The organism is Sphingomonas sp. R-74633 (assembly GCF_013416555.1).
GTDB lineage: Bacteria > Pseudomonadota > Alphaproteobacteria > Sphingomonadales > Sphingomonadaceae > Sphingomonas.
In genome coordinates this window covers 16,969-40,714 of the sequence record NZ_JACCFG010000005.1, presented here as the reverse complement: position 1 = coordinate 40,714, position 23,746 = coordinate 16,969, and the positions used below count along the sequence as shown (strand labels likewise).

Annotated in this window: 22 protein-coding genes; all 22 read right to left on the bottom strand. The window is 67.8% G+C overall.

The features are described 5' to 3' along the window. Positions 1 to 2: 2 nt before the first annotated feature. The 22 genes from HZY97_RS16290 to HZY97_RS16185 all read right to left on the bottom strand — a co-directional run bounded on the left by HZY97_RS16290 (position 3) and on the right by HZY97_RS16185 (position 23,733). Entirely contained in the window at positions 3 to 2,513 is a 2,511-nt protein-coding gene (locus tag HZY97_RS16290; RefSeq protein ID WP_180146146.1) for a hypothetical protein, read from the bottom strand. Further along, a complete protein-coding gene (locus HZY97_RS16285) occupies positions 2,510 to 5,038 on the bottom strand; it encodes a hypothetical protein (RefSeq protein ID WP_180146143.1) in 2,529 nt (842 codons plus the stop codon). The genes HZY97_RS16290 and HZY97_RS16285 overlap by 4 nt, the downstream gene beginning before the upstream one ends. After that, positions 5,035 to 7,728, bottom strand: a complete 2,694-nt coding sequence (locus tag HZY97_RS16280; protein ID WP_180146140.1) for a hypothetical protein — start codon at positions 7,726 to 7,728, stop codon at positions 5,035 to 5,037. Before HZY97_RS16280 ends, HZY97_RS16285 begins: the two co-directional genes overlap by 4 nt. Continuing rightward, on the bottom strand, positions 7,725 to 9,749 hold the full coding sequence (locus tag HZY97_RS16275) for a hypothetical protein (protein WP_180146138.1): 2,025 nt from the start codon (positions 9,747 to 9,749) through the stop codon (positions 7,725 to 7,727). The genes HZY97_RS16280 and HZY97_RS16275 overlap by 4 nt, the downstream gene beginning before the upstream one ends. Next, on the bottom strand, positions 9,749 to 10,201 hold the full coding sequence (locus HZY97_RS16270) for a hypothetical protein (RefSeq protein ID WP_180146135.1): 453 nt from the start codon (positions 10,199 to 10,201) through the stop codon (positions 9,749 to 9,751). The genes HZY97_RS16275 and HZY97_RS16270 overlap by 1 nt, the downstream gene beginning before the upstream one ends. Then, positions 10,201 to 10,662, bottom strand: a complete 462-nt coding sequence (locus HZY97_RS16265) for a hypothetical protein (RefSeq protein WP_180146131.1) — start codon at positions 10,660 to 10,662, stop codon at positions 10,201 to 10,203. Before HZY97_RS16265 ends, HZY97_RS16270 begins: the two co-directional genes overlap by 1 nt. Continuing rightward, positions 10,659 to 12,911, bottom strand: coding sequence for a hypothetical protein (locus tag HZY97_RS16260; protein ID WP_180146128.1), 2,253 nt, complete (start codon positions 12,909 to 12,911; stop codon positions 10,659 to 10,661). The genes HZY97_RS16265 and HZY97_RS16260 overlap by 4 nt, the downstream gene beginning before the upstream one ends. Beyond that, a complete protein-coding gene (locus HZY97_RS16255; RefSeq protein ID WP_180146125.1) occupies positions 12,908 to 13,558 on the bottom strand; it encodes a hypothetical protein in 651 nt (216 codons plus the stop codon). The genes HZY97_RS16260 and HZY97_RS16255 overlap by 4 nt, the downstream gene beginning before the upstream one ends. 20 nt (positions 13,559 to 13,578) lie before the next feature. After that, entirely contained in the window at positions 13,579 to 13,776 is a 198-nt protein-coding gene (locus HZY97_RS16250) for a hypothetical protein (RefSeq protein WP_180146121.1), read from the bottom strand. A 21-nt stretch (positions 13,777 to 13,797) separates the two neighbouring features. After that, positions 13,798 to 14,211 (bottom strand): hypothetical protein, encoded by a 414-nt coding sequence (locus HZY97_RS16245; protein ID WP_180146118.1) that lies wholly within the window; start codon positions 14,209 to 14,211, stop codon positions 13,798 to 13,800. A gap of 103 nt (positions 14,212 to 14,314) precedes the next feature. Next, a complete protein-coding gene (locus HZY97_RS16240) occupies positions 14,315 to 14,764 on the bottom strand; it encodes a hypothetical protein (RefSeq protein ID WP_180146115.1) in 450 nt (149 codons plus the stop codon). 79 nt (positions 14,765 to 14,843) lie between these two features. Next, a complete protein-coding gene (locus tag HZY97_RS16235) occupies positions 14,844 to 15,779 on the bottom strand; it encodes a phage capsid protein (protein ID WP_180146112.1) in 936 nt (311 codons plus the stop codon). Between the two features lie 255 nt (positions 15,780 to 16,034). Beyond that, a complete protein-coding gene (locus tag HZY97_RS16230; RefSeq protein WP_180146108.1) occupies positions 16,035 to 16,286 on the bottom strand; it encodes a hypothetical protein in 252 nt (83 codons plus the stop codon). Beyond that, a complete protein-coding gene (locus HZY97_RS16225) occupies positions 16,286 to 17,254 on the bottom strand; it encodes a hypothetical protein (protein WP_180146105.1) in 969 nt (322 codons plus the stop codon). The genes HZY97_RS16230 and HZY97_RS16225 overlap by 1 nt, the downstream gene beginning before the upstream one ends. Beyond that, a complete protein-coding gene (locus HZY97_RS16220; RefSeq protein ID WP_180146102.1) occupies positions 17,244 to 17,546 on the bottom strand; it encodes a hypothetical protein in 303 nt (100 codons plus the stop codon). Before HZY97_RS16220 ends, HZY97_RS16225 begins: the two co-directional genes overlap by 11 nt. Continuing rightward, on the bottom strand, positions 17,547 to 19,202 hold the full coding sequence (locus HZY97_RS16215; RefSeq protein ID WP_180146099.1) for a portal protein: 1,656 nt from the start codon (positions 19,200 to 19,202) through the stop codon (positions 17,547 to 17,549). A 219-nt stretch (positions 19,203 to 19,421) separates the two neighbouring features. Next, positions 19,422 to 19,682, bottom strand: a complete 261-nt coding sequence (locus HZY97_RS16210) for a hypothetical protein (RefSeq protein WP_180146096.1) — start codon at positions 19,680 to 19,682, stop codon at positions 19,422 to 19,424. A 48-nt stretch (positions 19,683 to 19,730) separates the two neighbouring features. Further along, positions 19,731 to 20,618 (bottom strand): hypothetical protein, encoded by an 888-nt coding sequence (locus HZY97_RS16205; protein WP_180146093.1) that lies wholly within the window; start codon positions 20,616 to 20,618, stop codon positions 19,731 to 19,733. 11 nt (positions 20,619 to 20,629) lie between these two features. Beyond that, complete coding sequence (locus tag HZY97_RS16200; protein WP_180146090.1) at positions 20,630 to 20,866, bottom strand: hypothetical protein; 237 nt, start codon at positions 20,864 to 20,866, stop codon at positions 20,630 to 20,632. After that, positions 20,863 to 21,192 (bottom strand): hypothetical protein, encoded by a 330-nt coding sequence (locus tag HZY97_RS16195; RefSeq protein ID WP_180146087.1) that lies wholly within the window; start codon positions 21,190 to 21,192, stop codon positions 20,863 to 20,865. Before HZY97_RS16195 ends, HZY97_RS16200 begins: the two co-directional genes overlap by 4 nt. After that, complete coding sequence (locus HZY97_RS16190) at positions 21,189 to 22,838, bottom strand: hypothetical protein (RefSeq protein ID WP_180146084.1); 1,650 nt, start codon at positions 22,836 to 22,838, stop codon at positions 21,189 to 21,191. Before HZY97_RS16190 ends, HZY97_RS16195 begins: the two co-directional genes overlap by 4 nt. A 328-nt stretch (positions 22,839 to 23,166) precedes the next feature. Further along, on the bottom strand, positions 23,167 to 23,733 hold the full coding sequence (locus tag HZY97_RS16185; RefSeq protein WP_180146081.1) for a hypothetical protein: 567 nt from the start codon (positions 23,731 to 23,733) through the stop codon (positions 23,167 to 23,169). Positions 23,734 to 23,746 lie beyond the last annotated feature (13 nt).

Here is a 23,746-nt window from a genome sequence, read left to right as displayed (position 1 = left end):
GCTCACGACGGGGCGTTGCCGCTGAAATTCTGGATGAACGCGGTGCAAGGCGTTCCAGTTATCGATCGGATGCCGAAGCCCACCTGGTTGAGCGCGCCACCACCGGTCGCGGTTAGGAAGGCGCTGATCGCGACGGTGCCCAGGCCCACCCAGGAGCGCCCGTCATGCGAGACGTAGAACTCCATGTTACCGCCAGCCGTCACATCCATGCGCGCCCATTTGAACGGCACCACGTCGTGGCGGTCGGTCACGGCGAAGGAGTCCGCCGCGGTTTCCGATGTCCAGTTGCTCACGTTGGCGCGGAAATCCGCCTGCCCCACCTCCGTGCCCGCCAGCCGCTCGCGGATCAGCCGGAACGTCACCAGCCGCGAGTTGACGCTGTTTCGCGCCAGCAGCAGGATTTCGGCGCTCAGATTGACATTCGCGGCGCTGGTGGCCTGCATCACGATGTCGCCGCGCAGATAGCGGCTGAAGGGTGGCGCGGGCGCCGCTTCGACCAGGCAGTGCAGCTCGCCGTCCGCGTCGCCGGTCAGCACCAGCGAAGTCGCGGTGTCCGCCGCCGTCACCGATCCCTGGTTGCGCCAGGCAAAGTCGGCGACCTTGGGCACATCTGCCGAGCTCGCTTCATATCCCTGCAGCGGCATGCGCACCCGGCCATCCCCCGAAAACAGGATGTTGAAGCGAGACGCGAGATAGAAGGCCGGCGGGATCACGCCGGTGGCGGCCGTGACGGAAAGCGTGCTGTAGTTCATCAGGTTGCCGCCGACATCCAGATCCCTGATGTCCTGCAACGCCGCGGTGCCGCCGATCGACAGGGTGATCTCGCACCATTCGGTCGCGCCGAGCAACCCGCTTGCGCCCGCGCCGGTGCCGCCGATCTGCGCCTTGTAATCGCAGTGCTGCTTTTCACCGATCACCACCACGGTGCTGTTCTTGGCATAAGCGCAGTGAAGCGCCTCCACCACCAGGTCTTCCTCATACCAGTTGATGTCGTCGGGGCTCTTGCGCAACTCGGCCACACTCTTGATCGAGCGCACCATGCTTCGCACGTCGACGCCATGCGCGCGGCCGAGCTGAACATCCTTCTGGCAATTCACCGATTGCGATCGCACCCGGATGCCGAAATGCGTATCGGCGGGCACCGGCCCGTCCGCCTCTGCCGCGCTGATCGAAACCGCGGAAAAGCAATCCTCCGCATAGACGTCGATCTCCATCATCGTGCGCTTGTCGAGGAAATTGGTCAGCCCCGCCTCGATCGCGAACGCCTGGGCGCAACCCCAGACGCAAATGTCGGCCTGAAGGAAACCCACTTCCAGCGGAGCGCCGTCACACTGCACCGTCAGTGCCTTGCCGCCATCGATGAAGGGGCCACTCTCCGCGTCCGAACGATCGATGCTCGGCAGGTTCAGGAAATGGACGTTCTTGACCGTGATATTGTCGAGACCACCGGTAAAGCTCATCCCGTTCGAGCCCGAGGCATCGGTCGCCGTCAACTCGGCGGTGATCATGAAGTCGCGGAAATGCGCGTTCTTCACGCCGTTGAGCTGGAACACGTCCCAACCGATCGACGAAACCGTCTTGAAAACCGTGCTGCGCGGCCCCGAGCCGTAGATCGTGAGGTTATTGGCATCGAGAAAGTCGGTCAGGTCGTTGGGATTGGCCGTCTGCCGGAGCGGAAAATAGTTCGAGCCGAGATTGTAGAGCCCCGCCGGGAAATAGATATCATGCCCCTCGGCGATCGCAGACGCGATCGCCAGCGTTATCGCGCCGACCAGCTGTGCAGGCGTCAGCGCTGCCAGGTTCACACCCTGCGGATAGAAATGCTCCACCGAAACGATGCGCCGATCGAGCTCGGCGAGGACCCGCTTGTTCGCCCCCGTCAGCGACAGCCGGTTTCCCACCAGCGCCATGCCGCTGTTGCCGGCCAGGTCGCCGCGCAGCGCGACATCGGCGCCCGTGCCGCTTAGGGGCACGGGCGCACCATCCGCCCCACCGCCATAGAACATGCCCGCGAACGGCGATTTCGCCAGCGGCTGCAGCACACCATCCTTCAGCCACATCAGTTCGCCGTCATGGCCAGCCAGGCTTGGCAGCGACGGCGCATCTTCGCCCCGCGGCGTGGTGAGCGCGTGGCGGCGCAGATCCTCTAGGTCGCGGCGCAGTTCCTGGGCGACGATCGTGTCGTCATCGGCCGAACCTTCGGTGGCCGCCGCCGGGAAGCGGTCGCCGGCGGCCCATTCGCGCGCCTGCCGGATCGTCCTGGCGCCCTCGATAAGGAGCTGCGTACCCAAGGCAGGCGCCGCCAACATGGTCACACTCCCGGGCGCTGGCGGGCTGCCGCCGCCGGTGACCATGTAGTGCGTCGATAGCGTCTTCACCGTCTCCGCGCCGTCCGCCGCGATGGCGGTCACACGCAGGTCCGCGGTGTCACGAAACTGATAGGGCACCGCAAAGGTCACCGTCGCGCCGTTGCCGGCATACATCACCGTCCGCGCAGTGGTCGCGATCGTCATGGCTGGTTGCCCCCTTGCTGCATTGCGTTCTCGAAATTCGGCGCGCGATCGGGCGTGGGGTCGCCGGGCGCCCACCAATATTGCGATCCCTGCTCGGCCGCGCGATGCTCCATCCGCTTCCAGCTCTGCTGGTAGTTCGGGTCGATCGAGCGATTGAGCTGATCGAGCATCGCCCGGTGCGCGGCGGTGCTCAGATACCAGGTCGACATGCCCGGAATGTTGTTCTCCGCGAGCTGGACCAGCTCGTGCTGCACCGTGGTTTTCTTGCCCTCGGCGCCCTTGCCGAGATTGCCGAGTACAAGATCCATCGCCGGATCGATCAGGCCGGACATGGTCGGGCCGGCGATATAGCCCGCCAGCGTGCCGCCCGTGCGCGATCGCCCCGCCAGCCCGGCGGTGACGAAATCGCCGAGCATCCCCGCGCCGCCGCCCTGGATGAAGGCGCGGCCCCAGAACTTCGCACCGGTCATCGGCTCGGGATCCTTGCCCGCCGCGATGCTCTTGAGCTGCAGCACCATCGCGCCGCCCAGCGTCAGGAATAGCGGCAGCATCAGCGCATAGGTCGCGCGGTTCACCCCGCCATTGCCGTAAATAGCGCGCTGCATATGCGTCATCAGCGCGATCACCGAATAGGTTTTGAACTGCGTCGCCGAATGCGCCACTTCGCCCAGGATCGTGCCGCGCTGGAAGGCGGTGCCCTTGCCGCCCAGCGCCAGCATGGTCTGCGCGCGCAACAGCTCGCCGGGCGTCGCGAACTTGGTCTCGCTGTCGATCATCTCGAACAGCTTCATCGCGTTGCGCATCGCCGGGCCCTTGAAGCCGTCTTCCCGGCTCGCCACGTCGCCCGGGCGCAGCAGCTTGTACCCGCCTTCCTCGGTCACCGGCGTGGCGCGGATATAGTCCCAGTCCGCCGCGTCGATCCCATAGCGGGCGAAGCGAGCCTGATCGGCCGCGTCCAGCCGCTCGAAGCTCTTGTCGGCGTGGCGCGCGAAATCCATCATGAAGCCCAGGCCGGTCGCCTGCTTCATCGAAACGGTGTGCGGGGAGAGCAGCGAGCCGCGCAGCACGCCGTCCGCCAGCCGGCGGCTCACTTCATGCACGTTGACGCGCATCGCCGTATCCTCGCGCCACAACCGCTCGGCGCGCGCCGTCATTTCGTTGAAGACGAGCCCGGCATGGACCGCGGCAGCGCGGTGCCCAGCATCCAGCGGATTGAAGCCGCGCAGATAGGCGCCCATCACCTTGGTGGTGTCGAGCCCGTTGAACTTGGCGGTCATCGCCGCAAACACCGGATCGGTGCCGAACGCGCTCAGGAAGGCACCACCCAGCTTGGTCGCCACATTCCAGTTGCGCAGGCCCGAGAAGAAGCGCGCCACGCCGCGATCGGTCGGCTCCGGCATGGTCAGCTCGCCGCGATAGAAGCGCCACATGCGGTCGGTCTCGCGCGCTGCCTTGGCGGCAGCCGCTTCCAGCTTCACCGTCCGTCCGCCCTCGATCGTCGGCGCGGCGCCCTTGCGCAGCATGTCGCCCAGCCAGCGCACCGTCAGGCCCGCATTGGGCCCCAGCACCTGCATCGACGAAATGTCCTTGGTGATGCCGTCGATATGGCCGGTGATCGCGTTGAACGGATCGCCCGCGCCGAAGCGCTCGTGATAGGCGATCCAGCTGTCGGCATCCTTGAACACGAGGAAGCGGCTGTCGGCGCGCTGATTGGCCAGCTTCGAACCGACCATCTGGCCGGGCTCGAGCTTGTCGAGCCCCTCGCTGCTGATCGAACGCCACACGCCTTCCAGCGCCTCGCCCAGCCCGGCATCGTCGAAGCTGCGCCCCGTGGCGCCGTCGATCATCCTGGCGGGATCGAGCAGCGGCCTGATGAAGTCGCGCCAGGTCTCGAAGCCGGCGCGGGCGACGCTGATCGCATCGTGCGCCTGCGGAAGTCCCCAGCCATCCAGCTTGGCGATATGGCCGCCGGCGGCGTTGAACATCTGGCGCAGCCAGTCGGCGGTATCGCGGAATGCCTGCGCCAGCTCGCGCGCATCGGCATTGCCCGTGCTCTGGCCGAACAGCTCGCGCACCATGTCGAGCGCATCGGCGCTGTTGCGCAGCCGCCCGTCGAGCCCGCGGCCGAACTTCAGCAGGTAATCGCCCATGCGCGACCAGGCGAGCTGGCGCAGCGCCGCGTGCCGGTTCGAGATGTTCGAAACCCCGGGGATCGCCTCGTGATGATCGAACAGCGCGATGGCATATTGCCCCGCCTTGCCGCCGCCCTTCACATGCGCGACCAGACCTTCGAGCACGCTCTTCTGCGTCGAGAGCTGGAGCAGCGTCTGCCGGCGCGTCTCCGCGGCGTCCTTGCCGAGCCGGTCGACCAGCTCGGCCGATGCCATCTCGGCCGCCCCGCCGGCGCTGAACCGCTTGCGATACGCCGCCTCGAGCCGATCGAGCTCACCGGTGTAGCGGTCGCGCTGCTCGCGATCGAGCTTACCCTGCTCGAACAAGTCGAGGATGCACTGCCGGGCGCTCACAGACAGGCCCTCAGCGCGGCGAGCGCGGCATCCTCGGCGTCCAACCGGCCGAGCGCGGCGGCGGCGCCTTCATAGACCGGCACCGCGCCACCCTCCGCATCGGTCACCCCCGAAAGTGCGAAAGGCACGTCGCCGAGCTCGCCGGCGTCGAGAGACTGGCGCACGTCATGCGTCAGCCCGTCGGCCATCTGCACCGACGCCGAGCCATGCGGATCGTCGAACATCCGCGCGACTTCGGTCGCCTTGCCTATATCGGCATCGCGCAGCGCCGCCTGCCCGGCAATCGCCATGCTGCTCGGCAGCGGGCGGGTGTCGGCGGAAGCCGCCGCTTCACTGCCGGCCGCCTGGCGATCGCGCAGCCCCGCTTCACCGCCATAGCCGGCGAGGATGTTGGTGGGCTCACCAAGCCCCGACAATTCAGCGAGCAGATCATCATCGCTAAGATCATCGAGATGATCCGCCTCCGGTAATCCGAGATACTTCCGTTCACCGGCGATCTCGCGCTCCCGCTGCGCAACCCACACGCGGCGTGTCTCCCGCTCACCCTCCGTGCTGGCATCCGCCAACCGCGCACGCTCCCGCACCAGGCCTTCCTCGAGCGCATTAAGATGCGAGCGGTTTGGCCCCGCGAGCATCGTCGCCACCTCTGGGCGTGAAGCCAGATCTTCCCCAAGCACGGCGCGCAACGCACCAGCGGGATCGTTGGGGAAGTCGCGCATATCGACGTCCTTCACCACACCAAGCCCGGCATCATGCCGTTCGAGCCAGCGACCAGCGTCATCCATCTTCAGGATCAGTTGCCTCGATCCGTCGGAGATCGTCCCTGCCTCTGCCATATTGGCGACCGATCGACTGAAGCCACCAGCGGCATCCGCGAAGCCGCCGCTTCGCAACATCCCTGCGACTTGCTCGCTGATATGCGGAGGTTCGGGCGCGACGGAGTTAGGCGCCCTGACCGGCACCATAGCCGGCTCCCAATCCATGCCCACCACCGCTTCCGGTTCCACGCCTGTTTCACGAGGAACGCCCGCGCCGTCCTCGACGACATCGCGCCCCAGCGCGATCCCCGGCTCGCCATCCTCGCCGAACCCCGTCCGCTCGCGCCGGATCGCGGCAAGCTCGAGGTCCGCCGCCTCGCTCGCCGACTGGGCTTCGCGCCACAGCGCGTCACCATTGGCATCGTCGGTGAACAGGTCGCGGCGCACCACCGGGCCGGCCTCGCCCTTGCCGCCCATCTTGCGGTCGGCCCAGGCGCGCAGCTCGCCCGCCGTCCAGTCCTTCAGGAAGGCGTTCGCCTCGATCGCGTCGGGCTTGAGCAGATCGCGCACCGGCGTGCCCTCGGCGGCGCGCAACACCTTGGTGGCGCCGCCCTGCCCGGCGAAGTGCATCAGGTACAGATTTCCCGGCGTTTCGGAGGCGCCGATGCGGGCCAGCGCCGCGGCATTGTCCGCGGTCAGGTCGCCCATCAGCTGGTCCTGGATCGCGCCGTTCGCACGCTTCGCCAGGATCTGCGCGTCGCTCAGCCCACCCGCGCCATAGCGCCGCTTGTAATAGCTCAGCCAGGTGCCCCGGGTGAACTGGTAGCGCCCGAACGCGGTGCTGGTCTCGGCGGCGGCCAGGTCGTTGCCACTGCTCTCCGCCCCGCGCACCATCGCGATGAACTGCTGGCGCGCCATCGGCGCCGTGGTTCCTCGTGAAACATCGGCATGCGCCGGCAATGTTTCACGAGGAACCGGGGTGCTCATCGCCGATCCTGCCGCCAGCTGCGCACGCGTGCTGATCGTCGGCGGGTCGCCCGCGCCTATAGCCGCCATCGCGGCGGCCAGGCGCTCGCTATGCGCCTCCGCGCCCGGCCCGGGCTGATAGGGGCTGGTCGCCGACACCTCGGCTTCGCGATCGAGCACGTTCAGCGCGGCGGTCTCGTCCTCGGTCGCCCGGCCCAAGCCGACGACGCGCTTGAAGATCGCGGCAAGCGGCTCGACGATCACGCCCTGCATCGCCGCGCCGCCGATCCCGGCCATGCCGACATTTGCCAGGCCTTCGGTGAAGGTCAGCTTCTCGCCACGCTTCGCGCGCTCCGCCGCGACCATCGGCTGCTCGGCAGCCTCCGTAACCGCGCCGATCAAGCCCTGCGCCAGAATGCGGCCAGCGATCGTCTCACCGCCGCCAAGCGGAAGGGTCATCAGGTTAAAGGGATCGGACGCCGCACCAGCCAATTGCCCACCGAAGCGCGCCCAGCCGGCGCCGCCCTCCGCCCGAGACATCTTCACGAAGTCGGCTTGCCGGCGCTCGATCGTGCGCGCCGTCACCTTCTTGCTGAACCCCTCCTGGTCGGCGGGCAGATCGTTGAGGAAGTCGGCATCGCGCGCGCGGATATTCACGATATCCCGCCAAACCGCCTGCTCGTTCACGCCGGCATGGCCCTGGCCGATCCAGACGTAGCTGGACATCGGCTTGCCCGTCTTGGCACGGACGGCCTCGATCACCGGACCATAAGCTGCATTCAGCACGTCACCCGCGCGACCCGGCCAGTCGTCCTGTGCCGTGCGCCAGCCGGCGCCGAACGCCTCGCCCCCGGTAGTGGTCGCCGGCATGTCCTCCGGCCCGCGCATCAGCGGCACGGTGCGGGGATCGTTGCGATAGAAGGAGGTTACGTCCTGCTCGGGGGGGGCGCCGCGATTGTCGGTCATCGCCAGGGCACCTTCGCCATGTCGAGCATGAACGGGCCGCCCTGGGCGGAAGGCAGCAGCCGGCCCGAGCGGGCATCGCGAAAGCCGTAGCGCGTCCCGCCCATGAAGACCGGGATCATCTCGCGCAGCTGCCCGGTATAGAGCGGCGATCCGTCGGGCCAGCGACCAGCACCGGTCACCTTGGCGTTGCCCAGATCCTCGCCGGTCATCCGCGCGATCCGGCGGAACACGCCGTCGGCCGTCCAGCCCGTCGGGATCACCACGCGTTGGTTCTTGAACGTCCAGCTGCCACCCTTGTAATAGGCGCCCTCGTGATAGCCGCCCAGCGCGGCATCGATCGCGGTGCGGAACTCGCCCGGGCTCCATCCCGTCAGCCCCTGGGCGGCCATGCGCGAGGCATAGAGGTTGCGCGCGGCGACATAGGTGTCGGCGGCGAAATCGGGGCCCAGGCCCTGCAGCGCCGGGCCATAGGCGGCGAACGCCTCGCGCGCTTCCTTGTCGTTGAACAGTGACGGGTTGGCCTTCAGCGCATCGCCGCCGCGCAGGATATCGCGCGCCACCTGCCGGCCGCCGGGCGTCAGGATGCGCGTCGCGGCGATCCGGAACCCGCCTTCGTCGCCCGCACCCGCCAGCTGCCGCCCAGCACCTTCCACCGCGCGCGGATCACCGAAGCCGGCGATCGCTTCCAGCGCGCGCATCTTGTCCGCCGGCCCGCCCTCCGTCAGCTGGCGCAGCCCGGGCAACTCGCTGTCGAGCAGCGGCTGAACCGACATCTGGCCATATTTCTGCGCCGCGGCGGCGGCATAGGTCGCGCGCTGGCGCAGGCTCGCCGGGTCGTTGAAATCGATCCCCGGGATCGGCTTGCTCGTGGCGTATTGATATTGCTCGAGCGCGCCGCCCGTCCGGCCCAGCCGCGCCTGGCTTTGCGTCAGCTGCGTATTCAGCCCGGTGCGAAGCGTCGCCTCGCCGGGCGTCAGCCCGCCCGGCTTCGCGGCCTTGGCATCCAGCCGGGCGATCTCGGCCTGCATCTGCGGCACGGTGTAATCGCGCGATCCCTGCACCGCGGTCATCTCGCCGCCCTTGGCGCGCGCCTCCACTGCGGCGCTGGTATCGCCGATCGCGTCATAGCCCGTCGCCAGCTTCTCCCAGTCGGCGGGCGTGCCGGCGCCGGTATCGAGCAGCGCCTTCTGCGTCGCCAGCCCTTCCTTCGCCGCCGAGACCGCCGCCGCCTGCTCGGCGCGCGCCGCGCTCTCCCGCCGGCGGCGTTCAACCTCTATCTCGTTCAGCAGCGCCTGCGAGCGATCCGGCCCCAGCTCGGCAAAGGCCGGCGCCTTGACCATCTTCTCGGCGGTATCGAGATCGCCGGCATTGATCCGGTTCTGCACGCCGGCATCGAGCAGGCCGGGCGCGAGCTCGCGGCGCAGCCCTTCCTTGATGTCGGGCGCCACGTCGAGATTGCCGATATAACTGTCGAGATCCTCCACCGCCTTGGGCAGGTCGGTGCTGATCGCGGTGCTGTTGAGCACCCCCTGCGCCGCCAGCATCCCGATCTGCCTGGTGTCGCTGCCCAGCTTGGCCAGCCGCTTGCCCGCCTCAAAGGTGCGCTCCTGCCCCACCAGGTCGTTGCGGAACTCGGTGACGCGCAGGCCCGCCTGCTTGCGCAGCACGGGATCCTTCAGCCCCTCCAGCAGCTGGTTCATCCGCGCGTCGGTCTCGCCGCCGACCATATCGGCGTGCCCGGCCCAGCCCGCGTCCGCGGTGTCCCCGGCGCCCATGCGCCGGTTCAGCGCGTCGTCGCGCGCCTTGGCCTTGGCTTCTTCGAATTTCAGCGACCAGTCGGACCAGGCTTCATTGCGCGCCACGTCCATCTTCACTTCGGCATAGCGGCCCACCGCGCCGCCGAACTCTTCCACGGCGCGGCCGACGCCGGCGCCGAATGCATCGGGCGAGATGCTGCCCAGATCCGCCGTGGTGCCGCCGGCAGCCACCTGCGCCTGATAGGGGCGGGGAGCCACGCCCATCAGCCGGCAGCCCCGGCAAATTTGGCGTAATCGGAGGCCCCGCCCACCAGTGCCGATGCCGCGCCATAGAAGCCCGCGCGCTGGCCCGCGATGCCCTCCATGCGCGCCACACGCCCCTGATAACGCCGCGCATCGGCCTGGGCGTGCCCGCGCGCGCGCACGTTCATCTGATCGAGCATGCCCTCCACCTGGCTCGACATCAGCGCATCCAGCGCCGAGCCCGTGCCGAGTTCGAAGCCGCTTTCACCCTGCGCCGCGATCTGCGTGCCCATGGTGCGGCGCACTTCGTCGCGCACGCCTGCGGCCTGCGCCGCGGCGTCGCGCTCGATCCCCTGCGCTTCCCACTGCGCCATGCGGTTGCGTGCATCACCCGAAGCGCGCGCGGCATTGCCCTGGGCGATGCTGCCGGCCGCCTTGATCCCGGCCGCGATAAGGAGCAGCGGTAGCGGCATCAGCCCTTCACCCTTTCATACAGGCACACCGTCTCGCTCGCGGCGCCATAGGCATGCAGCAGCGTGTTGAAGCGCATGCCCACCAGCTCGGCCCATTGCCGCTCGGGCGCGCGATCGGCGGTCAGGCATTCGATCCGCCGGAGCGGGCTCGCCGCGATGCGCGCGCGGGCAAAGCGGGTGACCGACAGCAACTGCGTCGCCGATAGCCCGTCGGCCAGCATCGCCCAGGCCAATCCCTGCCGACCGGTGAAAATCTCGCGAAAGCCGGCGCAACAGAGGATCCGGCCGACGGCACCCTGCCGCACCTCGCGCGCCGTCCAGGCGGCGCCCTGCTCCAGATCCAGCGCCTGTGCCATGGTCAGCCCGGCGGTGCTGTCGATGCCCATCTCCACCCGCTGGCTCTCCTGCAGCCGGATGCGCATCGCGTCGCGCGCGGAAAAGGGGAAGAAGGCGACGCTCACCGGTCGCTCACCAGGAAGCGCGGCATACCAGCGATCACTGTACACGGCCCCGGATCGTCGCTCACCACCGCGAAGCGCCCATCACGGCCCCAGTCGCCGCCGATCGCGCGGCCGTCCGTGTCGCCGGTGTAGAGCGGAGGCGGCGCATCCATGGTCGCTGCATTGGGCCGATCGAGCAACTGTTCGTCGCGATAAGCCGCCGCCACCGCCTCGGCCTTCACACGTGCCTTTACCAGCATCGTATCGAGCAGGCGCAGGATCAGATTTACCACGCGCGCCTTTTTCCCCTGGGCAGTCTGGCCGCTCGGGTCGCGCGCCTCGATCGGCAAAGTGCGCACATAGGCGGTATAAGGCCGCCCCACTGTCCGCTTGCGCGCGGCGAACGGCAGCGTGATCACCCCGCTCAGCGGCACGAGCTGGCGCGGGCAAACGGCACCATCGGCCAGGATCGCAACTTCGGTCCCGGCGAGGTGCTGCAACCCGGTCACCGTCGCGCTCGCCACATCGAGGCTATCGCTCAACCCGTCGTCCACGAAAAACGCATCCTCGATCGCGCTTTCGCCGGTCACCCACCATTGCTGCATCTGCTGTACCGAACGGGCACCACCCCAGTCACACAGCGCCCAAATTTCGTCCCGGCCGCCATCCTCACTAGGAACGCTCACCGCGGAGACCACCGCGCCGTCGCCGCCCGGCACGCGACGCGAAAAACCCTTGATCTCCTGCTCGGGATCATAGCTGCGCAGCACCAGCTGGCCGTCGCCCCGCACGCCGAACAGCAATTCCTCGGGCACCGCCTGCTGCCCCAGCTGCACGAAGCCACTCTTGCCGATATGCCGCGCCCAGCGCGAGATGTTCGATCCCTCGTAGCGATCGGAACCGAGATTGTACGACGCCTCGCGCAGCATCCGCCCGCCGCGTTCCACGAAAACCGTGCGCGTGTCGGGCTGCGCCGGCCACACCGGCAGGCTGCCGCGGCGCAGCGGGCGCTTCACTTCCAGGTTCACGCTCGAAAGCGTCTGCCCGCCATTGATCCGCCCGATCGGATAGATCGCGCTCGCCGTGCCCACCAGCACATCGCCGTCGACCACAACCCAGAGCGGCGGATCGCTGGCCGCCAGCGTGAAGCTGTCGCCCAGGTCGTCGGTCAGGCGATCATTCGAAACCCATTGCTGGAAGTTGCGATAATCGCCGACGACGCTGCGATAGAGCGTGAAATCCTTCCAGAAGCACAGGCGCGACGCCCAGATGAACACGAGCTGGGGCCAGCCCTCCGCCGTGCTGAACGCGCCATGCGCCCAGCGCCAACTCGGTGCGGTCGTCAGGCTTTGCGGCAGTCGGCGCAGTACGGTGGCGGTGGCCGTCTGCGCATCGGTCACCGCGGTGATCTGCACCACGCCGAAGCTGTCGTAGAGATAGGTCCATTTTACGCCGTATGGCCCGTCGCCGTTCACGTCCTTGCCCGGGCCGCTGTCGCCGTCCCACATCGTGCCTTCGGTGTGCACGGGCTGGATCGGGCCGGTGGTGCCGTTCGAGGCCGCGAGGTACACATGTCCTTCGCTGCGCTTATACGTGGTGCCGCTATGCTGTTCGTCGATCCCCGGCTGCCATGCCGGGATGTCGCTGAAGTCCTTGGCCTCGAGGCGGAATATCCCGCCGACATGGCCGGCTTTGAACACGTCACCGCCGGACGCGGTCAGCGTCACGTCGCCGCCCACCGTCAGCGTGCCGGAGACGCCGATCGTGACGCCTTCATCGCTGTTGCCGTCCTTGAACGGCCCGTTCTTCAGCTCGAGCGGATCATAGGCGAACGTGTCCGCATCGCTGCGGCGTAACTCGCCTGGCGGATGCGCGCCATGCGCCATGTACAGCACGTCATAGCTCTGCTGTGTCGAAACGCGCGGCCATTCCGCCGCGGAATAGGGCGCCGCCACTTCATAGGGCGTGTCCACATCGGTCTCGATCCGGCCGCCATTGGTATAGAAACGCAGCTTCTGGTCCAGGCACTCGAGCACATAGGCCTGCGTCGTGTTGAACACAAAGCGGATCAGCCAGCTGGAGCTCAGCGCCGCGGCGCGGATGCGCTTGAAGCCCGGGCACTTGACCAGCGGACCCTCGACGATCGGAAAGAAGTTCTCGATCGCCTCGGCGCCGATCGCGTAGATCGCGGTATCGGTGCGCCCCACCATCAGCGGGGAAAGCTCGCCGCCGTTCCAGCTGGTCACCATGGGCGTGGCGGCAGCGCTCATACCGGGCGCCCCCAGTCATCGGAGCCGAAACAACCGTAGCGTGCCAGCACCCAGTCGCTTTCCTGCGGCTCGATCGGTGCGCCCTCTGCGCCGTCCGCGCCGGCCGCTCCGGTGATCTCCGCCATGAACTCGGCCCAGCAATCTTGCTTGCGCCCGCGATCGCCGGTGATGCGATCCGCGATCTGGAAGCCCAGCCGCGCAGCGAAGGCGTTTCGGAAGATCGCGTCCCAGCGCGCCGGATCCGTCACGTCGACCAGGCACCAGATGCCCAGCACGCCCGCCGTACACACCGCCAGCTCCTCGCCCGCCGGCCCCATGATCAGGTCGAACCGGTCCCGCGCCGAATGCGGCGTCGCGATCTCGAGGAAACGCAGGCTTTCGGCGGGCAGCGGATAGAGCGCGGACCAGCCATGCGGCACCGGCCAGGCCGGATCAGCCGCGCGCGCCGCGAGCTCGAAATAGCGCCGCGCGAAGTTCCATTTGGGCTTTACCTTCGGCGTGCCGCGGATCGTCGCGCGGCGCACCTCGCCCCAGGCATTGCGGATCGAACGCGCAGCCTCGCTCTCCTGCGCGGGATCGGACACCGTGTCGGTGGCGCCGATCTTCTGCAGGGCCATGTTGGCCAGCGTGATGTCGATCTCGGCCACGGGCGCCGCTCCTCAGGGGTTCAGGCTGCCGGGTACGGGCTTTCGAGGATCTTCTTGATGATCTCGCCGAGCGCGTTGACGCATTCGCGCTGCGTCATCCCGTTCTGGTCGATATTGACCTCGATACCGTTGCCGCCACTGATCGTCGTGCCGCTGGCCTGGACCACCTGTTCGCTGGTCTGCCCCTGGTGAATGGTGAGTTTCCACTGCGTCGCCATGACTGGTCTCCCTTCGCTCGATCAGGTGAAATTGCCGATGGCCACGATGTTCACGTTCGCGCCGGTGGTGACCTCCCAGCCGCCCGCGGCACTGGTCATCCCCAGCGGCACATGGACCGGAAGCAGGTTGCCAACGCTGTTCGCGCCGCCGGCGAAGATCGGGATCGCGTCGCCGCCGCCGTCCGAGATCGAGACCAGGCCCGGCGAAGTCGTCAGCGGCACGATCAGCAGCGCACCCAGCCAGTCGCCGTCCGCGCCGCCGTCCGCGCCGAGCTGCCAGGGCGCGCTTTCGGGCTCGACGGCGATGGCCGCGCCTCCCGCCGTGCGTACGGGCAGCGCCCCGTCGGCGCCGATCGGCACGGGGACTTCACCCGGATTACCCGTCGCAAGCACGACGAGGTGGGCGGCGGTGGCGGCAACGGGCACCAAAGTCATGTCATCCCCTCCGGTTCAGAACCGGGGCGGCAGCGGGCAAGGCCGCCGCCCCGGGCCGGTCCGCACCGGGCGCTGGAAGGAGCCCGCCGCGAACGCCCCCTTCTCAGTTGCCGTAGGCCATGGTGTAGAACTGGACGCAGACCAGCCGGTCGCCCGAGTTGTTCGGCATGTTCGCCGCCGCGACCACGGACTGAAGCCGCTTCTTGGCGGTCAGCGCGGTCGCGATGTTGGCCGCCTTTCCGAACAGCGTCGGCGTGTCGGTCGCGGTGAAGGTGCCGGCGGCGCGGAGCGCGGCGGCCGATCCCTGATAGCCGACATCGATCGTCGAGGAGCCGAGCGAGCGATTGGTAACGAGCAGGCCGACGATCGGCACCGCGCCCTTGGGCAGCTCACCCCAAACGATCACGTCGGCGACCGCGACGGCATTCGCGCCCAGGTCGATATAGTTGATCAGCGCGTGAACCTTGCCGCCGAGGAACGCCACATCGCCCGGGATCGCCGGGATGGTGCCGTCGGCTACGTCGTCGAGCTGCGCAGCAAAGAAAGTCGTCATTGCACGTCTCCTTCAGGGTGCAGGCGCAATGGCCGCATCATGTCGCGGCGGAGCCGAAGCTCCGCCGCTCTAGGTGCGGTCAGGCGTTCAGGATGATCCCGCACCGTGCATTGTCGGTGCGCGAGGCGTTGGCCATGAACTGGCTGAGGATTTGGATGTTGTTGAAGTTCTGCGGCAACCGGTCGATCGTCGACGTCAGCTCCAGCCAGTCGACCATCGCCATGCCGCTCTTCGTCCAGAAGGGGTTCTTCTGGTAGTTCGAGCCGTCCCGGGTCAGGTCGTAATTGGGCAGCAGCGGGTTATCGAGCTCGATCTCGATGAAGTCGAAGCCGCAGGCGCCGAGCAGCCGCTTGCCGTCCGCCGAGACGCGCGGCTTGTACGTCTTCTCGAAATCGCTGCTGGTCAGGTCGACCTGGTTGAAAAGGTCCTTCACCTCGTCCGAGGTGACACCCAGGAACCACTGCTCGTCCTGCTCGGCCGCATAGCCGCCGACAAGGATCGTGCGTGCCTCGAGCAGCTTCGCCAGGTTCATGCCCGTCGCCGAGCTCGCGCCCGTCGCCGCCGGCACGATGTTGCCGTTGGCGAAGGGAACGGCGGTGCCGCCCGTCTTGCCCTGGTACATGTTGCCGTAGAAGCCGGTGGTGCCGTCGTCGCCACCCAGGAAGATGCCATCATAGCCGCGGCGGATCGTGCCCGCATGCTTCATGACATAGCCGCCCTGCAGGTCGATGCCCGACTTCACCTTGTCGAGCGTGGCGACGATGTCGGCGTCATAGGTGATGCCGGGCGCCGGCACCCAGATCTTGTCGTGCGTCGGCGGATCGACGTTCACGGTGTCGTTGCGGTTGTTCGACTTCTTCACCGTGCCGTTGCCGATGATGTTGTCGAGCTGCTGCAGCTCACCCTTGCCGGGCTGACGCATCGCCACCGAGGCCAGCTTGCTGTCCTGCTGGTTCAGCGCCATGCGCATGTTGCTGGCGTAGGTGTTTACGTAAGTCTTCGGAATGTCCGACATTCTCGCCTCCAAAACCACGTTGCGTTGGGTTTCGAAGGGCTTGTCGGAGTTGCCGGGCCACCTCTTCCGCGGAGGCGCTCGCGGCAAGCGGATGCGTCCGCATCAGGGGCCGGGGGCCGCCAACGGAAGCGGCCTTGTCCGGCGCCAGCCTGCCCGCTGAAGCGAGCGCGGCGGCCCGGAATTCCGCCCCGAGGCCGCCTTGCTGAGGTGTCGATTTCTCCTATGGAGAAATCGTGCTGTCAAGTCTTTTGTTCCCTAGCCCTGCTGGACGATCGCCGCGTGCAGCATGCCGATCACGGTGAACCGGTCCGAGCACCGCCCCCAGCCATACAGCGCGACTTCACCCGACTCGCTGACGGAGACGGCGACAACGGCCACAGTGCGATCATCCGCTTCACCTTCCGCGGCGATGTTGTCAGCCGCGCGCCGAAGCGAGCCGACGATATCGGCCGCCATCGCCTCGCTATGAAGGCGCACGACCGACAGGTCGGGCGGCAGGCTGGCCACTATGCCGCCCGCGCCTCGCGCGCCTTGCGCTCGTCATCTTCTGAGGTCACGGCAACCAGACGCGCATGCTCAGCCACGGTGGCAGGATCCTTCGCCTGCAATCGCGCGACCCACTCGCGATCCTTCTCCCGCTCGGCCAGTTTGATCCGTGCCGCGTCCGGCGTGATACCGAAGTCGCGGCGGCTGCCCGGAATAAAGCCGTCCTCGTTGGAGAGCTGGCCAAGCTTGAGCCCGGCCTCCATCATCTTGCGCGTGCCGCCTTCGCCCAGCGCGACCTGCATCTTCTCAGCTTCCTCGGCGGTGAAACCGAAGGCCACCATGCCGCGCCGATACAGCTCGAGATTATGCGCCTTCTGCCCGCCCCAGCCGGCCTCCACCGCCGCGCGCTCGCTATCATGCTGCGTCACCAGCGCATTATGCGCAACGACGAAGCGCGAGATCATCTTCTCGGCAAGCGCATCGAACACCGCCTTGGGCGCGCCGATCTCATGCGCGTCCTGGCTCAGCGGGCCAAGGATCGCCATATCCGCCTCCCAGCCCTCGGGGATGTTGACCGCATAACCCTCGGCACTGTCGGGCACGCCGATCGCCGCGCGATAGGCAGCCTTCGCCTCGTCCGTCGCGTCGTCGCCGGGGATCTCGATCCCCTTGCGCTCGCCCAGCTTGGTCTCGAGCGCGCGATAGCCCTGCACCATCGCCGCCGGATCGGTGAAGCCCTTGCCAGTCATCCAGTCACGATCCGACGGCGCGCTGCCCTTCGCGTCCGCAGAGAGATCGCCATACCAGGGCGGCGTATCGGCGGGCGGATCTGCCGGAGGATCCGCGAGATCATCACCGCCGCCGTCACCACCACCGCCGCCGCCATCGTCATCGCCGTGCCCGTCAGGCGCGCGCATCAGCCGCCCCATGCGGCGCTCGGCGGCGGTGATGCGAATGCCGGCCAGCGCCGGACGTCGGTTATAAATCATCTTCCAGCTCCATGAATTGCCGCACCTGGGCGGGGTCAAGTTCGATCAGGCCGACGATCCGGAGGAACACGTCGCGACGGCCCTCGTTTCGCGCGGTCAGATAGGGGTCGGGCGTGAAGCTCGTCCGCGAATAGCGGCAGAACTCGCGCAGATCGGCGAGCACGATTTCCGCGTCGCGATCCACGCCAGCGTCCGGCGTAAACAGCCGCCGATAGTGCAGCCCAAGGACCACCGCCCGTTTCCGGAGCAGATTGCGCGCGAGCGCCTGCGCCTGATCGAGCAGCGCGCCCATCTATGCCGCCGCCGCCACGTCATTGGCCTTGGCCAGGTCAAGCGCCGCGCCGGCCATGGCGGGCGCGCTTTCGGTGAGCGACTGCATCGCCTGCGCCTGCTCGCGCTGCTGGCGCTTGGCCGCCACCTCGTCGGGCGAGTTGAGCCAACTCGGCCGCACCGAAAGCACTTCGGCCACGCCGGGCACGGCGCGGTCGAAATTGATGTGATCGGCGGCGCCGGGATCGAAGCCCGATACCTGCGCGGTGATCTCCACCAGGCGCATGAAGCCCGATGCTTCCTCGGCCCGCGCCATGCGCGCCAGCCCGTTCTGGTATTCGGCCACCGGCTGTCGCACACCGGCCTCGCGCATCACCGGCGGCATCGGGTCGATCTGGCGGGCGCGCATCAGGATATCGAGCTCGCGCGTCGTCATCGGCGCCAGCTTCTCGGTCTCCTGCGTTGCGCGGTACGGGCCGACGAGCAGGCCCTCCTTCTGCGCGCGCTCCAGCACCTCGGTCGCGGTCATCCGGTCGGTCGGATCGAACAGCAGCTGGAAAATGCGCTCGAGGAACGCATCGCGCACCACCTGGCGCTCTTCCTCCTGCACCTTCAGGCCCCAGCTCAGGTCGCCACCACCGGGGATCGCATGGACGAGCAGGTTTCCCATCTCATCCACCAGATTGGGATTGAAGCCCCCAGGCTTGGTCGCCAGCCGCGAGATGTTGCCGTCATCGAAAAAGGCGAGCGCGGGATCGACCGACTTGTGCGCCGCGCGCAGCATCGTCTTGGCGATCTCCTGCAGCACACGGATCGTGCCGATCACCTTCATCGCCGGCGAGCGGCCATAGGTCGCGCCGGGCGTCACGATCGTGCGCGAGGTGGGAACCGGGAAGCTGTGATAACCGAGCTTGCGGATCAGCGCCTTTTCGTCGACCGCGATCGTCCAGCCCATGTCGGGCATGCCCAGATGCGCCGGCGCGCCATATTCATAGTCGCCGTTCGGCCGCACCGCGTGCAGGAACTCGAACTTCTCATATTGCTTGGCCGGATTGTCGTCGGTCAGGCAGCACAGCATCTTGTCGCTCAGCGCATCACGGCCGAACTTCTGCGCGGCCTGGCGCGCCGTCAGCTCATATTTCCGGTGGAACGTGTCGACGCGGCCCGTGAAGTCCAGGTCGATCCAGGCCTCGCTCATATGGATCGATCGATAGAACAGGCCACGGCCCACCACCTCGTCCACCCAGAGCGGCGCGGTGCCGTACTTGCCGCCCTGCCGGATATCCGCGGTCGCCTGCACCTCGAAGCCCGCGCCAGGCGCATAGCGGCAGGCGAACAGCCGGTCGTTGGCATGCTCGAGCCAGCGCTGCACCTCGGGCAGCTTGTTAAGATCCTTGTCGGGCGTGGTCAGCGATGCCCAGGTCTGCCCGGTCGGGATCGTCAGGCCCGCGATCGCCGCGGTGTAATTGTCCAGCCCGGTGGTCGCGGTCGCGTCGAAATTACCATTGCCGCGGTCACCCCCCGGCGTGCGCTTGTCGAAGCCGCCGGCCGCCTGCGGATCGACGCGCTCGTCCAGCTCGCGCCACAGCGGCTCATAGAGCATGCGCTCGCCTTCCATCATCCGCTGGTGATCGAGCAGGGTTTTCACGTCGGTCTCGTTCTGCAGGCTGTCGGTCACCGCACTATCTCCCCGCTACCCGCCGAAAGCACCGCCCAGGCGAGGATGACGAGGCACAGGGCCGCGAAGCCCGCCACGATCCACGCCTGGGCGATGCGCTTCCCCATCAGCCGATCCGCACGCCAAGCTGCACGGCGATACCGATCGCGATCATCGCCACGGGCAACGCCGCGGCGCAGGCCAGCACGAAGCGGCCGAGCACGCCACAGCGGCTCGCGCTCACTGGACCGCTCCCGCCGGCGGCGCGGCCACCGGGCACTTATCGAGCGCGGCGCGGGCGGTGCGGATCGCGCCCAGCGCGGCTTCGCGCTTCACGCCGTCCGTGATCGCCAGCGCCCGAGCCTCGCTCGCGTCCAGCGCGGCACGGGCGGACACCTCGCGCTTGCACACATCGTCCAGCTGCCGCGGCGTGCAGCCGCCGAGCAGCGCGGCCGACACCAGCGCCGAGCTGCCCAGCAGTCGAAGATAGGTCTTTCGCATGTCACCCTCCCACATCGGGGCGCAGCACCGCGCCGCGCCCGCCGCGCCTCAGAAAAGTGCCTGCCCGTCCAACTTCACGTCCTGTCCGGCCGCGATGCGCAAGGGCTGGGCGAGCGCCGACCAGGCAATCTGCTTTCCCTTGCGGTCGAACAGCGCAAAGCCCGCCAGCTCCACGTTGACATTGGGCTTCACGCGCACCGGCTCGCGCAGCAGCACGCGGCCGCCGCGCCGCATCCACGCCGCGCCGCCCTCGATCTGCACCGCTTCCAGCGCGACGATCTCGCGCTCGCCATCGGAGAAGACGAGGATGTGCGGCGCCACCGCCAGCCGCTCGAGCAGATCCTCGGGCTTGGGGTTCTCCGTCATCTGCGCCGTGTCGCGCAGCTTGTGGGCCTTGGGCGCGGGAACCACCTTGGCCGCCGCCGTTTTCTTCGCTCGGCCCAACTCGGCCTTGAGCTCGGTCACCTCGCCCTGCAGCGCATTCGCGCGCTGCGTCTCCGCGGTCAGCGCCGCGTCATGCCCGGCAGCAGCCTTTTCCAGCCCGTCGACACGGCCCTGCAGCGTCTCGCGCTGGCGCGAGACTTCGGTGAAATCCGCCTCGCAGCGCTTCACTGCCTCGGCGGCATTGCCCAGCGTCAGCAGCGCTAGATCCGCGAGATCGGCATTCTCCGGCGCGTCGGCCTCGGCGGCAAGCAGCCCGAGCGCCTGCATACCCGTGACCAGATGCCCGCGCATTGCCTGGAAGCCGCTGATCAGATCGGCTTGGCGCTCGCTCTCGGCGTGCGCAGCCACCAATACGCCCGCCAGATCGAAAGCGATCAGCACGGTCTCGGGCTTCGGATCGAGCGCGAGCAGCGCATCGAGTCCAGTCACCGCGTCGACCGCCACCACACCCACATCCTCGTTCGGGCCAGCGCCCGCGCTTTCATCGCTCATTTCCGTTCCTTTCAACTTCCAAGGGTCTGTTTGCCGGTGGCGCCGGCATCAGCCTCGGCGCCCATCCGCGAGGTGAGCACATCCGCCGCGCCACCGCGGCGGCGCCGGATCTCGTCCGATGCGGCAACAGCATCGCGCGCGGCATCGCGCGTCGGCGTCATCGTCGGCGCGGGGAGTTGCGGCGGCGCCGAAGGAATGATGCCCAGCGCCTTGAGCGGCGCGGTGACGAGACCGCCGATCGTCTTCATTTCCCGTCTCCCCTGGGTTGCGCCGCGAGCGCGCGCAGCTTCGCGGCATGATCGATCATGGCCTGCGCCTCGCGCTCGAGCGCGCCCGCGGCGCCGATCAGCACAGCGTCGGGCAGCGCGATCTCGCAGGCGGCATAGGCGCGCATCGTGCGGTCGCTCTGGCCCATCTCGCGCGCGAGTTTCGCGCACCCCATCAGCGCTCCCGCGCGATTGAGCGCCCCAAGCTTCTTGGCGCGCTCCGCCAGGCGCGACTGCCCTTTTTCCGGCGACTGCCCGGATTGCGGGGTCTGCCGGTTTTCCGGCAAGATCGGGGCGGCGGCGGTCATCCGACCCTTCCGAACATTTCATATTCGCTGTCGTTGACGATCTGCCGCCCCGGTCCGCGCGTCGCCGCCGGACCCACGGCCGAGAAGCTCAGCCCCTTGTTCACCTCGAAGGCGAGGTACTCGGCGGCGTTCATCACATCGGAGTAGCCCTGGGCCTTCACGGGGGCGTCCGCGAACTTGCCGCTGTCCACCGCACCGCCCGCCGCAATCCGCTTGAACACGTAACGGGAAGTGAAAGCCTTCCGCAGGATCGTGCAGCGCCGATGAACGACCAGCTGAGGCTTTCCCGGAATTTTGGAGCCCAGCCGGTCGCGGATCGCCTTGGTGCGCAGCTCGATCGAATTGCCCGGCACCGTGCACTTGCGCACGTTCACGCCCAGCCCCTTCTGAAACTGGCGCCGCCAGCTTGTGCCCTCGATCGCCTTCTCGCCGTTGCTGCCGGCGGGATCGGCGGTCACCAGCCCCACGCTCAGCGCGGGGTAATGCGTCGCCAGGTGGAGCGCCGCCTGCCGGCCGAATGCCTCACCGCCCATCTGGCTGACGACGATGTTGCCATCCTCGTTCTCGAAGATGCGCGCCAGCTCGTCGAAGATCATCAGCTGGTCGGTCTGCGGATCGAGCTGGGCGAAGACGAGCCCTGGGCAGACATCCTGATCGGCACCGATCAGAACCGGCCAGCGCGGGTTCACGTCGAACTCGCGCACATGCCCGGTCTGCGCGCCCTTTTCATCGTCGTAGAGCAGATCGTCGACGAACTCAGGATAAACCAGCGTGCCCTTGCGCACCGGGCCGATGCGGTTGTGCACCATGCGCCGGGCCTTGTCCGCTGCCATCACCGCGACCTGCAGCTCGTAATAGCCGCGACCGCCGGGTAGGTTCTGCAGGTTTTCGGCCCCGTCCTCGAGCCCGCCCGGCTGCCGGTAAAAGCCGATCACCTCGCGCACCGGCCCATTATCGTTGGCCACCTCACGCATGCGCTTTTCGATCGCAGCCTTGGCCGCCGGATCCAGCTGCTTTTCGATGAACAGGGGAACCGTCCAGTTATCTTCTTCCGGCGCGTTCATGTCGCAGAAGATCTGGGGGAACAGGCAGCGCCCGTCCTTGCCCGAGGGATAGCGGCCCACGCGGCCGATACCGATCTCGATGATCGCGCGCGAAAGCAGATCGGTTTCGTTCAGCCAGAGCCAGGTAAGCTCAAGCCCGCGCAGCACATCCTCCACCGCATTGTCGCCGATCGCGATGAACAGCACTTCCATGTCGAGCTGGAAGAAGAACGGCTTGGCCGGGTCCGAATGGTCCCACATGTCGAGCGTGAAGCGGTGCGTGCGCGGCGCCTCACCGGACCAGTGGCCCATGTTCTTGGGGAACCACTTCCACCACGACTTGATTACCGTGCGATCGAGGTTAGGATAGGTGTCCCTCACCACCGCGCCACGGCACTTGCGCACGAAGCATCCCTTACCCCCGAGCCGGGTTTGGTCCCAGACCGCCTCCTGCATCGCCCCGCACTGAACACCCTTGGCGATGCAGTCCGTGGTCTTGCCACTGCCCACCGGGCCCATGACGAGGGTGAGGAACGCCAGGCAGGCGCGGAAGGCCGCGCCCACCGGCCCCGACGCCAGCATGAGTGAGACGGCGGCGCTCATACCCCCAACCCCGTATCGATGGAGTTGAGGTTCGCGAGATATTCGCGAGCCGGGTGCTGGGCAAACAGGGCATAAGGGGCGAGATCCGCCCCCAAAAATGCGAATATGTCGTGCGACGAACCCGGCTGGACGTTCGTCCCCGGCTTGGGGGGGGGCGGGGGTGCCGCCCGGAAAACGACACCCCCCCCTGCCCGGCGCTGCGTCTCACCACCGGCCGGGAGGGCCGCCTGGGCGGCGCTGGCCACCCGGCGAAGAAGCTGCACAACCTGACGCGCTGTGCCGGATTTCCGCACTTTCTCAGTGCGATAGCGCATGCGTTCCGACTGCATCATTCCGACGCTCCCGCTTCGTCATCGGAAACCTCAGTAAAATCAGCGACTTCCGGTGGCGGTCCGAAGGTCAGCGCACCGGTCGCGCGATCGATCGACGCACCGCCCTGTAACGCGGCGACGATCGGCGCCCCAGCGCCCAGGACCATCATCATGTGGCCCTCGCCCGCGTTGGCGATGCCGATCGGCATGCGGCTCTCGCAGTACGGCGCCAGCTCGCCGGCAGCGGCCACGATCACGCGCGCCGCCTCGAGCTTCGAGCAGTCGAGCTGGGCCGCCAGGACGTCGGGCGATTGGTCCTGCATCATCGCGAGCGTGTGCAGCGGATGCCGGTGCTGGGAGAGGAGAAAGTCGCGGATCTTGCCGGTGCGCTTGTTCGGCGAATTCTTCGGCCGACCGGCCTTGCGCACCTCGACCACCGCCGCCTTCACCGCGGGGAGATCGCGCAGCCCGCCGGCGGCTTCGAGCGCGAGTTCGACCTGCTCAGGATCGGCGAACATCATCTCGCCGCGCCGCTCGATCGCCTGGCCAACGGCCGACGCAAGGCCGGTGCCCCCGTCAGCCATTTCCGCCCCATAT